This window comes from Desulfatibacillum aliphaticivorans DSM 15576 (assembly GCF_000429905.1).
Classification (GTDB): domain Bacteria; phylum Desulfobacterota; class Desulfobacteria; order Desulfobacterales; family Desulfatibacillaceae; genus Desulfatibacillum; species Desulfatibacillum aliphaticivorans.
In genome coordinates this window covers 1-13182 of sequence record NZ_AUCT01000040.1, presented here as the reverse complement: position 1 = coordinate 13182, position 13182 = coordinate 1, and the positions used below count along the sequence as shown (strand labels likewise).

8 protein-coding genes are annotated in these 13182 nt (G+C 49.3%); 4 read left to right on the top strand and 4 right to left on the bottom strand.

The features are described 5' to 3' along the window. The 3 genes from G491_RS34590 to G491_RS0124635 all read left to right on the top strand — a co-directional run bounded on the left by G491_RS34590 (position 1) and on the right by G491_RS0124635 (position 5738). On the top strand, positions 1-3288 hold the full coding sequence (locus tag G491_RS34590) for a tetratricopeptide repeat protein (RefSeq protein WP_051327509.1): 3288 nt from the start codon (positions 1-3) through the stop codon (positions 3286-3288). Further along, complete coding sequence (locus G491_RS0124640; protein ID WP_157468550.1) at positions 3248-4801, top strand: hypothetical protein; 1554 nt, start codon at positions 3248-3250, stop codon at positions 4799-4801. Before G491_RS34590 ends, G491_RS0124640 begins: the two co-directional genes overlap by 41 nt. Before the next feature lie 262 nt (positions 4802-5063). Further along, complete coding sequence (locus G491_RS0124635; protein WP_028316439.1) at positions 5064-5738, top strand: PspA/IM30 family protein; 675 nt, start codon at positions 5064-5066, stop codon at positions 5736-5738. A gap of 85 nt (positions 5739-5823) precedes the next feature. Here the strand turns inward: G491_RS0124635 and G491_RS0124630 are convergent, their stop codons facing one another. The 4 genes from G491_RS0124630 to G491_RS0124615 form a co-directional block, all read right to left on the bottom strand. Then, a complete protein-coding gene (locus G491_RS0124630; protein WP_028316438.1) occupies positions 5824-7722 on the bottom strand; it encodes a serine/threonine protein kinase in 1899 nt (632 codons plus the stop codon). Then, positions 7719-9665: a serine/threonine protein kinase gene (locus G491_RS34585; protein ID WP_084511683.1), complete on the bottom strand. Its 1947-nt coding sequence runs from the start codon at positions 9663-9665 to the stop codon at positions 7719-7721. Before G491_RS34585 ends, G491_RS0124630 begins: the two co-directional genes overlap by 4 nt. Positions 9666-9693: 28 nt before the next feature. Further along, positions 9694-11760, bottom strand: a complete 2067-nt coding sequence (locus tag G491_RS0124620; RefSeq protein WP_028316437.1) for a hypothetical protein — start codon at positions 11758-11760, stop codon at positions 9694-9696. A gap of 165 nt (positions 11761-11925) precedes the next feature. Further along, complete coding sequence (locus G491_RS0124615; RefSeq protein WP_028316436.1) at positions 11926-12810, bottom strand: hypothetical protein; 885 nt, start codon at positions 12808-12810, stop codon at positions 11926-11928. 142 nt (positions 12811-12952) lie between these two features. Between G491_RS0124615 and G491_RS35665 the strand changes: the two genes are divergently transcribed. Continuing rightward, on the top strand, positions 12953-13182 hold a 230-nt coding region (locus G491_RS35665), incomplete at its 3' end, for a DUF6444 domain-containing protein (RefSeq protein ID WP_248635518.1).

The window sequence follows — 13182 nt, the reverse complement described above, 5'->3', positions numbered from 1 at the left end:
ATGAGGAGTATCGGATTCTATTCCTATAAGGGCGGGGTGGGAAGAACTAATCTGCTATTAAATATTGCCTACATCCTTGCGAAAGCGGGGAAGCATGTGGGCCTTCTGGATTTGGACCTCGAAGCGCCCGGTCTTTCCGTCCTTGATTGCCTCAGACCAACCCCAGTGAAAAAGAAGTCCAATTATCCTGATAAGGGGTTATGGGATTTCTTTGTGGCTGCGACCAAGGAATTCAGAGAATTTGGAGAAAATCAGGACAAGACAAGTTTCAATCTGCCCGCAATTAAAGATATTTTCTATGAAACAAAACTGGCTTATGAGTACTCTGGGTCGGTCCACCTTGCGCCTGTCTGGCCGTATCGTTTGTATAAAGATTACAACCCTCATAAAAAGGATAATAGCCATGCAGATGTGCTATCCGCGCTGAATGAGCCATGGTTCAAAGGGAACCGGACCATTGGTCCGGACATTTTTCGACTTATCAAAAAGGAACTGGAAAAAGAGGCGTTTTTAGCCAATAAGTTGCGTAATCCCGGCCTCCATAAATTGGATTACTTATTGACTGACCTTCGAACCGGCCTGACGGAATTAGCCGACTCAGCCCCGGGCGTTTTATTCGATGAAATGATTTTCGTCTCCGGCCTCAATTCTCAAAACATCCAGGGCTTGGAAGCCGCATTGCGTGGTTTGGCCAATAAGCTCCAGAGAAGCAACGTGCCTTATCTAAGGATTTGGCCCATTTTTTCCCCCGTGCCTAATGCGGAGTTGGAGCACTCACGTAAACGTTTGTATGAGGCTAACATACTTTTACACAATTTATCAAAGGACTTTCATAATCAAAACCTTCCCATGATTCTTGTGTTGCCTCCTTCTCCGTTTCAAATGCTTGAAGATGACACTCTTATACCGAATCCGGACTTGCCAGTGATTCATTATTGTGATCAGATCGCACTGTTAGACGCTCCCATTGTGGAAGCATACCCGGAATCCCGATCTGCCCAGGAAATTTTAGCTATTGCACAAAAAGCGCTTGAAGAAGAATGGGCAGTAAAACGGGAGAAAGAGCTATCGTGTAAAAAATACGAAAATTCCGCATTAGATGATTCTATAGAGCGCGGGGAAACTCAGGGGGGGCAGCATGGATGGGAATGGGTCGCCGATTTTTGGCGGAATCTTCCTTCATGGACATGGCCTTCTACCTTCTGCAAGGAGCCCTATAATGAAAGAATTTTGCTTTCCAGATTTCCGGTAACGGCCGAAGACATTGCAGGCCAGTTTCTGGACATACTTGCTGCCAGCGTTGAAAGAAATTATGAAAATAAATTAAATCTCCTTTCTCGAATAGACACTATGGAGGACAGGGAGTTGCGGGATCTGTTGCTCATTTTGAGAAAGGAGCAGGATCGAATGTGCTCCATCAAGCCCTCCAGGTATCGAGCTTTCGCCTTACGGACTTTGCTCGCAATGCGCGAATGGGTGGATATTCTCCATGTTTTGGGAGCTAGGTTGCTCCCTGGCTCCCAAATTGTGGATATGGTTAGGGAGGGGGGCGGCAATATCCAAGGCCTGGACAGATGGGCCGTGTATCTGATGCTTGCCCAAGAAACAGTGGATAAGGAGTGGGGGCAGGATAGTTTGATTGAACTCATTGAATGTCAAGATGCGCCTGTGGATGCATCTTTGGCGGTGATAACATTTCTGGAGCCCAAGATTGTGCAGGCTAATCCTTTGCTTTCAAACGCTATGATCAATCTTGGGAATAAAGTTCAAACCAAAGATGTAACAGCGGCCATTTTATTGGATTATGCTGAAAGATATGTGAATGATGCTGGTTTGCATGAGATATCTTTGGCTTTATTGGGCGCTGCGGCTAAAAAGCCTGATTATAAAGAAGATAAGATTCTTCAATCAAAAATATGGACATTAATAGGATGGATAAACACGCACAAGTTAAGCCAGCATTCAGAAGCAACCAAAGCCTATCAAAAAGCCATGGAGTTAGATCCTAAAAACGCGTACTCCTTACTGCATTTAGGCAATTTGATAGTGGATTCTACAGGCAGCTATGAAGAAGCGGAGGCCGCATATAGAAAAGCGATAGAGTTAGATCCGAAATATGCTGCCCCCTGGAATAACCTTGGTAATCTTCTCAAGAATCACTTAAATCGCTATGAAGAAGCGGAGGCCGCATTCAGGAAGGCGATAGAGTTGGATCCAAAATATGATGCGCCATGGATTAACCTTGGCAATCTTCTCCAAGACCATCCAAGCCGCTATGAAGAAGCCGAGGCCGCCTATAGAAAAGCAATAGAGTTGGACCCGAAATTAGCCGGCGCATGGAATAACCTTGGCAATCTTCTCAGGGATCATTTAAGCCGCTATGAAGAAGCCGAGGCCGCCTATAGGAAAGCCATAGAGTTGGATCCGAAAGAAGCGAGGTCATGGTATAACCTTGGCAATCTTCTCCAAGAACATATAGGCCGCTATGAAGAAGCCGAGGCTGCCTATAAAAAAGCGATAGAGTTGGATCCAAAAGATAAGATGCCATGGAATAACCTTGGTCTTCTTCTCAAAAACCACTTAAGCCGCTACGAAGAAGCCGAGGCAGCATACAGGAAAGCGATAGAGTTGGATCCGAAAGATGCTTATTCTTGGAATAACCTTGGCAATCTTCTTTCATACCATTTAGGCCGATTTGACGACGCAGAGGCAGCATACAGAAATGCAGTGGAGTTACAATCTGGGGAGATGTACTCCAGATATAATTTGGCGACCTTATTGGCTATGGCGGGCAGAGAGGACGAAGCTGCTAAACTTGTTGAAGAATCAGTATGCGCAATTGAAGAATTAATAAGCTCGGATGCGCCAGACCTCCCCGGGATTTGCCTTGCAGCCCTGCATAAGGATGTTGAGCAAACTGCATGCATGATTCAAAAGTATGCAGAACGTGAAAAATTGAGTCTCTATGAAAAACAGCTGCTGTGGATATGCACAATAATTCATGGCCTTGATGACCTCCATGCCTCTGAAACGATTGCTGCTTCGGAATTGGAGGGCGCTTTAAAAGCAAATGAAGTTGAAATAGTATTGCATTTTGCAGCAACTGCATCTATTTTAGTAGACATTCAGAAAAAAGAACTATTGATAAATTCAATGACGGCGCTTCTTGAAAAGTTCCAGCCTCCCGCCGGAAGCAGGGATTTGCATCCGGTCGCCATTAAGCCTTGTTTAAAGATATTGGGGTTAGATGATTTCCATGGGGGAGCCATTACAAACAGCGGCGAATGAAACCTTAGAGACTTTGAAGCCTCCTGCGGCCTCTTGCCAGTGGCCGGCATTATGCAAGCTCTACGCCGGTGCAATCCTTCAGATGAAGGATTCTTCATACCATGGAGGTGGAGAGCTTGTCATCCCTGGCATAAATTTGGAGACCTTTAGCCCCCGGAGCGATTCTCCATTCACGGAACATGGCAAAATGGTAGTTATTTGCCGCTTTCTGCTACAAGCCCACAGTGACAACCTTTTTGGCTACTCCCGGACTTTAGTGCGGATTTTGGGTGAGCCGATACATAGGCGAATAACCCGCATTATCGAGAAGAATCCAGACGCGGCAGAAGGCCTATCAACCAATAAATGCCTGTCAGACACCATTGGCGACGACCGGTTCCGCCTCATTCCGTCTTTTTACGGAGGCAGCCTGAATAATGAACAAGAGCCCCTCAAGCACACGCTTTTGCATGGATGGCCCAAAGACGGCTGGGACGTCAATACAAAAATCCTGCCTCCTTTTGTCCGGGTAAAATTTTCCAAAGGGGATGAAAAATCCTCTATTGTCTACTTGGAATCCCAGAGTTCTGCAGTTAATAAAACGCTGTCAGGGCAGTACGAAAAACTGGGTTTGCGCATGGCCTGTTTGCCGCTCTCCCGGCACATTTGCATGGATGATTTTTGCCGAGAAACCAAGCAACCCACCTTTTTGTTGAGGGAGCCCAAGGAGAACGAATGGGGAGAAGGATGGGAGGAATGCATCTATGAAGACCTTCAAAGCTGCTGCGATAATAAAGTGCATATAGCTTTGTTGCCGGAACTGGTGGCTTCGCCGAGAATCGCTGCCGTTTGTCATCGTTTTTTCGAGGAAAAAAAGCCTGAATACCCGTTGTTGTTTTTGGGAGGTAGTTGGCATGTGCAAGATGAGGGCAAATACCGGAATCGTTTAGTCGTGTACGCCAACGAAAATGGGGTGCTTCAGGAAGTTTGCTGGCATGATAAATTCGCACCTTTTGTCTATAAGAAAGGTGAAGCAAGGCCGGAAGACATCCATCTTGGCAAAGGATACACCTTTTTGGTCACGTCCATTGGGATACTCGCCATTGGCATTTGTAGGGATTGGTTTTGGGGCGCCCAGGGAGACAGCGCGAGAGCTACCGAACTATTCAATGAAATGCGCCCAACCGTGTGTTTTATGCCCGCCATGACGTCCGAATGCAGGGAGATAACGCACCAATTAGATGACCTTTTTGCAAATACCCGCACCAGTGCAGTGTTCGCCAACGCTTGCGGTCAAGTGAAAAAAATGAACGAGGGTTGTTGCTCCAAAAAGAAATCAAAGAATGAAAAAGACCCCGTGCAGGACTTGCGAAGTTTTATTTCCGCCCCTTTTCAATGGTTTGATGTGGAACGCATCATAGGCGAAAGAGAGGAAAAGGGCAGGTCGCACTTAGTTCGGGCCAAATGCCAAGGTCAAGAAGAACGAAACATTTTGGCCGCCAGTCTTCGTGTTAAATTCGAGATTGTTGATTAGCGAAAACAGCCCCCTATTTATCCTTTATAAAACATCCTACTGTCACAACTTGTCCTCATTGCTAGAATTCTTAGGGTTGCATTCGCGATGTAATTCCGCTATTGAAAGATAGTTTATGCAAAAATTCAACAATCAACTTTTAGGGCAATCAGTATCCTGACAGCAACTTCTCTTGCCAGGGTGAAATCATAATATCTCACAGACAGGAGCAGACCGCCAAACCCAGGCGGCTTGCGCGTATTCAGTGAAAAAGGAGGCTGCGATGGCTGGTTTTTTTGGAAAAGTTTCCGTTATGTTAAAAGGAAAGACCGATAGGGCGGTTGATAAAATGATGAGCCCGGAAGACCAGATCAGGCTGTTTGTGGAGGAAACCAACAAACAAATATCCACGCTGCAAAAAGCGGTCGCAGCCGCCATGGCGGATGAAAAGCGTCTGAAAATGCAGTTGGACGATTTAATCGCCAAAGCGGACTCCTGGGAAAAGAAAGCCATGCTGGCCCTGGAAAACGACGATGAGTTCCTGGCCAAGGAAGCCCTGCTGAAAAAGGAAGAGTTTACCGACAGCGCAAGGGAAGTCCTGAAAGATTGGGAAACCCAGCGGGACGCCACGGTAAAGCTGAAGCAATCCCTGGGCAAGGCGAAAAAGCAGGTGGAAGACTCCAAAAGAAAATACAACCTGCTGGCGGCCCAATATAAGGCGGCGGAAGCCAAGAAAAGCGTGGCGGACCGCATGGGCTCGACCGACGCAAGCTCCCCCTTGGCGGCCATGGAGGCATTGAACGAAAAGGTGCTGGCAATGGAAGCGGATGCGGAAGCCGCCGTGGAGTTGATGGGCGATCCCGCCTCCGACGCTCTGGAGGCCAAGTTCGCCGCCATGGAGCGCGACAAAAAAGGCGACGACGCCCTGGCCGCCCTGAAAGCCAAAATGAGCCGTTAAGACCCGCCGAAAAAAAACGCGCTTAAGCGCGGAAATAACATCATGAATTATAAAGGCCCCGGAAATCCATCCGGGGCTTTTTTCGTCAGTGAAAATCTCCGTCAATAACCAGGGCGTTGTTCATTTTTTCCACCAGAGCGTTGATCATGCCTTCCTCCGACGCGTCCATCAGAGAATCTTCATAACGTTGCAAAGCCCCGTTGGCCTGAGTCACGGACGTAAACAGGTTGTGATACTTGTCCTCCATCTCCCGGTACATCGTGATTTGAGACAGGCATTCCGCCTTGGCCTTGATCAGCTTATCGGTTGTTTCCACGTTTTTTGCCATTTCTATTTGCGTGGAAAGCCGAAACTCCCTTTCCTTAAGCTCCGCAATGGATGTGGAGCTTAGGGCCTGCATATACTCCTCCGCGGTTTTAAGGCTGTCCAGGGCGAGGCCCATGACCCGGTCGAGCGCCTCGGCTTCAAGCTCTCCGCCGGTCATCCGGGAGACCTTTTTGTGAATCCTGAAATATTTGGAGAACAGGTTTCCCATGGCGCTTCGGAATCTGGGCGTGGAAAGCCCCTTGATTCTTTCAGCGTATTCCAAGGCCCTTGGCGGCGGGGGCTGCCCGGCGTCCTGGATGCTGATGTTTATCAGCGGCCGGGTTTTGCGCATGAACATTGCAAAGGCGGCCGCTTCCAGTGCAAGCAGGACCAGGCCCGCCGTCAGCAAGGCGTTGGCTTTGGCTCCGGAGAACATGATCAGGATCAGAGGCAAAACAAATGCTATGGCAGCGTAATAATCCGGCAGCTTAAAGGATTGAGACAGACGGTTGGTAACCAGGGTGCGGCAAGGAAACAGCGACAAGTCCGCCGCAAGCCTTTCCGCCGTCTCTTTGCTGACGTTTTTGGCAACCAGCACCGGAGGCTTTTCCAGGCTTTTTTCCACCTCTTTGGCCGAAACCTTCTTATGCGTTTTTTCCAGAAACTTCGCCAGCCGCCTATGCTCCCCGCATTCCTGGATGATCAGGGAGTACTCGCCGGGAGTCAATTTGACTTCGGCGAAGGCCCCGCATTGGCAGCAAAAAGGCGTATGGGCGAACAACTTGGCTCGGCAATTGCTGCAAAGCGCCGGTTCAGCCTGTCTTTGCAAATGGGCGGACGCCATTTTGCTTTTGTTGATGTCGCTTCGAAGTTCAATAATCGACTGATACCGCTCCGCCGGGTCGGGCTCCAGGCACTTGGCGATGATGGAATCGATCCAGTCAGGCAGGTCCGGCCTCATTTCGGTTACGGGCGCTCTGTCCCCTGTTTGATGCAATTGAAACAAGGCGTTCAGCGTTTTGGCCTGAAACAGGGATTTGCCGGACAAAAACTCGTGCATAACCAGGCCCACGGCGTAGATGTCTATTCTGGGGTCGAACGACGCTCCTTTTCGGAAGATTTCCGGCGCCATGTATTCCGGGGTGCCCAGGGATGTGCCGGTTTTGGTCAGGTCGCTCATGGTATTCATTTTAGCGATGCCGAAATCCAGCAGCTTGAGATGATGCTCCTCATCTATGGCTATGTTTTGAGGCTTGACGTCCCGGTGCACGACGCCCTTATCGTGGCAAGCGGCCAGGGCGTCTAAAAGTTGATCCATGATTTTCAGGAATACGGTAAAAGGCATGGGGCCGCTTTGGCTGATGTATTCCTTCCCGTCCCGGCCCGGGGCGATCTCCATGCTGATGCAGCGCCAGCCCTGAGTTTCAAATGCGTCGTAAACCTGGATGATGTTCGGATGATTAATGGGCTGAAGGATTTGCACTTCCCGGAGAAAACGCTCCTGGATGGTGGAGTCCAGGTTGAGAAGCGGATCCATGACCTTAATAGCGACAAGGGTGTCGGACCGCATGTCCACCGCTTCATAAACGACCGAGCTATGGCCGCTGCCAAGAACCCTTTCTATCCGGTAGCGCTTTTTTAGCACGCTGCCTTTTTTCAGATCATTAAAGGCGCTCATACCAGGAATGTCACCTCCAGCCTCACTTCAGCTAATGCGCCAAGCTCCATTTCAAGGGATTTCAGGCCGGATTCATATTCCTCCAGCACGTCCCGCTCCAATTCCATTTTCAAAACCAGGGTCTGGGAGCACAAGCGATTCAGGGTAAAGCGCAATTCGTTGAACCGGGCCATGAGGGAGTCGCGCTTTTCCTGCAAATCCTGATATTGCACCAAGAGGTCCATGTAGAACATGTCGCCTTTCAAGGCCTTGTCCGTCAGGCGCTCGGCGTCCAGTCCGTGCCAGTCAATTTGCGTGAGCACGTTGTCCACCTCGCTGGCCAGGTTGGCTACGCGGGCGCTGATAAGAATCAATTCCTTCATTTTTTCCATTTCCAGGCCCTGGCCCGGAACGTCGCCGGCGTTTTCCTTAAGCAGAAGGATCCGCTCAATGCTTTGCGCCAGCGTCAATCGCATTTCATCGGTCCTGGGTTTTTGCAGGGCGTCGGACACATTGCGAAGCCATTTGGCGTCCTGGAACAAATCCTTTGAGAAGATGTCCTTATGCTTGAGAATGGGCTCCAGGCTTGATCGGACGATAATGGAGGCTGATATGGCGAACACTAATGCGCCGGCGACGACCGCCACTATAAGCGGCAGTATAAATTGCAGAGAGGAGACCCGGGTGGTGACTTCAAAAATGAGAAGGACGAAATAACGCAGAAATAAGATCAGATAAAGAATGGGAAGCAGGAAGGTCGTCAGCCGGAGCGCTTCCGTGGTTGAGTCTTTGACGCCCGAAATCTCGTGCACTTGCAGAAAGATGTTTTTCCTTTCCGCCTTTTTTTGAACCAGCTCCGCAAACATTTTGTCCACGCCCGTAAGCAGGACCTTTCGGTGGGCGGGAATCTTTTTCAAATCCAGGTCAAAGGTTTCATTAATAAAGGACAGCAACTCCCGCTTTTCGGATTGAGGTATGCGGAAGTTCCGATGGCCCACATTGCGAATCAGCCGGAATCTTCCGTCCCGCGAGGCTTGGGAAAAGCCGAACCCGCAAAAAACGCAAAAAGGCAGGTTTTTGATGGTTTCATTCCCGCAATGGATGCAGGGCGCCTTGTTCAGGCTGGGCAGGGCATTGGCGGCCACATTTCGGGTTTTGCAATCCAGCAGGAACTCCTCCACGCACTGGTATCTGTTGACCGGATTTTTTTCCAGCAGCTTGTTAACGGCCTCTTTCAGCCAGGCCGGGGTTTGAGGATTGTACTCCTGGAGATTGGGAACCGGAGTCCTTAGATGGGTGGTGAACAGCTCGGCGATGGAGTCCCCCTGAAAAGGCGGGCGGCCGGCGATCATTTCAAAAAGGATGATCCCCAGGCTGTACAAGTCGGTTCGGGGGTCCGACGACGACCCGGCGAACAGCTCCGGCGCCATGTATTCCGGGGTGCCCAGAGAAACCCCGGTCTTGGTCAGATCGCTTACGGCCGTCATCTTGGCGATGCCAAAGTCCAGGATTCTCACCCGTCCGTCCTTGGTGAGGAAAATATTTTGCGGCTTCAGGTCCCGGTGAATGACGTTGTTTTTGTGGCACGCCTGGAGGATGCCGGCGATTTTCGTCCCGATTTTAGCGGCCAGGCTTAGGGACAATCTTCCCTGACCGTGGAGATACTGCTTCAGGGTCATGCCCCGCAGCAGCTCCATTTCCATGCAAACCCGCCCTTTCAGGCGCATCATGTTGTAAACCGGAACCATGCCGGGGTGCTTCACCAGCCGGGCTATTTGAATCTCCCGCTTGAATTGCTCCAGGTTGGCGGCGTCCCGGGCCAGGCTGGGATGCAGGATTTTCACCGCAACGTCCCGGCCGGTCTTCAGGTTGCGAGCCGCATACACGTTGGCCGTGGCGCCGGAGCCTATCAACTTCGGGTTCCCGTATCGCCCGCTCTGGGACAGTGCTTGAATATCGTCCATAAAACCTGACTTGCGGCGGTTTAAAGGATTATCTGGTCAGTAAAGGGTGGTGTTTTTGATAAACCCTATGTCTCTCAACCATTTTATATGACGCTCTCGCCAGGACGTCCCTTTTTCCAAGCAGGTAGTCCGGAAGGTCGCCTCCAACCCTGAAATAACGGTATAAATGCGTTTCGCGGTTATTATTAAATTCCTTGTGGACCTTGGGAATGAACACAAGGCGGGCGCCTACAAATGCCTTTGGCGTAAACGGAGTCTCCTTGAACACTAAGTGAATGCCTGAAAACTTGTCGATGCTGATGGTTGCCATTTTTTCAATCACCTTCCTGGACCTTGGATTGTACTCATTGGGGTCCGAGGCGTAGTTCTGGGGATTGAAAATCTGGTCTTCATGGATGGGCGCCGCCAGATAATTCTCTTCCATGTATATTTTCAGGTTATCCATTATCGCGTCTATGTTGGAGTCAAGCTCTTGCATGAATTGCTTGGGGAAATTTTCCGGTATGTCCTTTTTGTGCGTAACCATGTACCAAACGATGTACGTGTGCTCCATTAAAGTTGTGGGCTCGTCCAGGACCATTTCTTCAAACGCTTCGATCACTTTCTTTTTAAGATGAAAAATTTCCTCCACGGAGTATCCTTCCAAAACCCCTTCCGCCGACACGCTTTGCCTGAGATGCTTGCCTTGCAGCCCGATGAAAAAATGTTCCAGTATGGAAGTAAATTCTTCGCGAATTAGTATCGCCTTGTGGGAAGTTACTTTGCTGTAACTGAGTATGGAAAATAAATCATCTAAATGAGCAATTAACTCGTCAGCCTGCTCCATTGGAGGCGTTTTATAAGACATGTCGCTGGCGTTTTGCAAAATCAGGTTCGTTTTTTTTAGTGCAGCATTGTATCTGAAATGCGTTACCACGTCTTCCAGGGGCAAAACAGCCATTACAGCCAGACAAACAGCGCCCCAGACATAATCCTTTTTATAAAACGGCTTGTCGGCGTTTTGCGTTTTGCCTTCGCCGCTTGTTTTGTCCGGCAATAAATACATGACGCCAACGCCGATTAACAGGAGCAGCCCCAGAGGCCAGAGCCATTTGGAATAGCCTTTCGCCCTGGCCGTAAAAAAACAGCCTCTGCAAAAGTAGGGGGCGGAAAGGAGATAGGAAAAATCGAAATCAAAGGCCATGCCCTTTCCGGCATAATAAGCCCAGGCAAATAAAAGGGATAATAGTATGGCGCCCCTTCTGAATCGTTTGACGGCTTCCTGGCGAAATTCCTCTTTCTCCCCCGTCCCCTCCCCAAAGGTGGATTTTTCCCTCTCTATTTTGGAGGACTCCGGGACGCTGCTTACATAGCCTACGTCCTCAATTTCCGGGCCCTCGTGCTCCTCAAAACAATCCGGACAGTTTTCCCCCGCCTCCAAAACCTTGCCGCACATGGGGCACTTGACGGTTTCGATCACGTCCACTATGGCGCCGGCGCGTTCAAATCGTTCCCGCAGTTCCTCGGCCTTTATCCCATTTAACTGCCCCTGGTGATAATCGTCCCCCCCTGCAAACGGGGCGTTTACTTTAAAGACGTCGGTCTTGAACTCGTTAGCCAGGTTTTTCTTAACCGTCTCCTGGTCAAATCCCGCCTGAATTTGCCCTTTAAAGACAACTTTATAGGCGGCGAACTGGTTCAGTCTTTTTGTGGAAAAAGTCGGAGCAGGCCCGCCGCCCTTGGGGGACTTTGGGCTGACAGCCGCCTTGGATGGAGGTTCGTCAGGCTGGTCCGGCTCCGGGCCGGACTCGAACTCCATTTTCAGATTCATGCATTTTTCGCACTGGCTGTTGGTCTTCTGGATATGGCCGCAATCCGGGCATTTGAAGGTTTTTACAACCTGTATCCGCGCTCCCGCCTTGTCAAAGACGGCCTTGAACTTTCTGGCTTGGTCCAAAGTCAGGTTTTTTCGGATGTACGGGGCGCCTCCGTTCATGGAGGCCAACACCTTGGGCGCTTGTTGCTTGAATACCGCGGTGAAGACCTTTTGGGCGTTTTTCGGATCCTTGCCGCTTAGGACTTCACCCCTGAAAATGATGTTGTATTGAGGTTCCATGAATAATATATTTTCTCAAGGTTAACACTGGTCTCAAGCGGGCGGCGAACAAATCGGCGATTGCAGCGCTCAAAAGGGGCGCCTGGGCGGTCGACGAAGGGCGTCTTTGAGAGTCTTTGTAAAATGCTCTATTTGTCACAATTGCAGCTTAAACTGGCGCGTCGCTTAATATAGGACATTTCTTTCCTCGAGAAAGGCGTCTTGCAGGTTTCCTCCGACTCTTTTTATTTTGAACAAGTATTTTACTTTACCCCGAAAATCGATTTTTTTGGTGGCCGTGGGAATAAACACGACTGTTTTTCCAGCCGTCCAGGCCGGAAACTCTTCATTTGCCTTGACTGTGAAAGTTATAAACCCATTTTCGCTCACGCTAATTGTGACATACTCCTCCAGCTTTTCCTTTGAGACGCTTTTATAATCCGCAGGGAATTCGGCGTAATTTGGAGCGTTAAAAATTTGGTCGACATGAATGGGAGGCGTAAGAAAGTTTTCCCCCATATAAATGGCTAACTGATCATTCAGAACCTCAAAGGATTCATTCATGCATTTCATAAAGGGTTTTATTTTTTTGTCCTTAACCAATTTAACGGACGTCTGAGTAAGGTGCAGCCAGACTTGAAAAGCGTGTGAAGTCACCCCGGTTCTTTCGTTTGAGGTTCTCTTTTTAAAATCCGTCATTATACGATGCTGAAGCCCGGCCAGCGATGCGTCCGTGAAATCAGGAGAGACGCCTGCTTCGGTTTGCATCTGGAGGGCTTGCAAGCGTTGAAGGCGAATGAAGAAAAATTCCAATATTGTGATCATTTTTTCTGCATTCTTAAGGGCTTCTTGGGTCCTTGGCTTCATCGAAGATTGAATTGAAAAGCTGTGATCAATAAAACTCTCCAATTCAGCGACCATGACATCCAAGGGTTCCTGCGCATCAGAATGAATGAGTTTTTCTCTATAGGCTTCAAATTCTCCGGAATAGGACTTTATTTTATGAGCGCCTGTGCCTGCGGAGATCGGAAAAATCAGAAGGAAAGCTGCCAGAACGGAGCCGACCGCCATGTCTTTTTTTAAAAAACGGCCGTGTTCGCCCCCGTGGGATCTATTAGGCAGAAAAAGCGTAAGCGTTCAGGGGGCTAAAAAAAGTCCTACTTAGGAATTATTCCTACTAGACGTCCTCTGTGTTATGTGCTAGGGTTGTTTCATGAAACCCAAGCGCCCCATATCCGACCTGGACTGGCAACTCACTCCCCAACCTATGCGTGAGTATGTGCTCTATCTGGAACGCACCGTCCAACAGCTTCAACAATCCGTGGACCAACTCACCCAGCTTGTTCAGGAACAGGGCCAAATCATTCAACAGCAAAACAAACGCATTGAAAAATTGGAAGCCCAGCTCAACAAGAACTCCGGTAATTCCAGCAAACCGCCCTC

What these genes read in the sequence shown, in the direction of transcription:
- G491_RS34590 (WP_051327509.1), top strand. Translation starts at nt 1, where the DNA reads ATGAGGAGTATCGGATTCTATTCCTATAAGGGCGGGGTGGGAAGAACT.
- G491_RS0124640 (WP_157468550.1), top strand. Translation starts at nt 3,248, where the DNA reads ATGATTTCCATGGGGGAGCCATTACAAACAGCGGCGAATGAAACCTTA.
- G491_RS0124635 (WP_028316439.1), top strand. Translation starts at nt 5,064, where the DNA reads ATGGCTGGTTTTTTTGGAAAAGTTTCCGTTATGTTAAAAGGAAAGACC.
- G491_RS0124630 (WP_028316438.1), bottom strand. Translation starts at nt 7,722, where the DNA reads ATGAGCGCCTTTAATGATCTGAAAAAAGGCAGCGTGCTAAAAAAGCGC.
- G491_RS34585 (WP_084511683.1), bottom strand. Translation starts at nt 9,665, where the DNA reads ATGGACGATATTCAAGCACTGTCCCAGAGCGGGCGATACGGGAACCCG.
- G491_RS0124620 (WP_028316437.1), bottom strand. Translation starts at nt 11,760, where the DNA reads ATGGAACCTCAATACAACATCATTTTCAGGGGTGAAGTCCTAAGCGGC.
- G491_RS0124615 (WP_028316436.1), bottom strand. Translation starts at nt 12,810, where the DNA reads ATGGCGGTCGGCTCCGTTCTGGCAGCTTTCCTTCTGATTTTTCCGATC.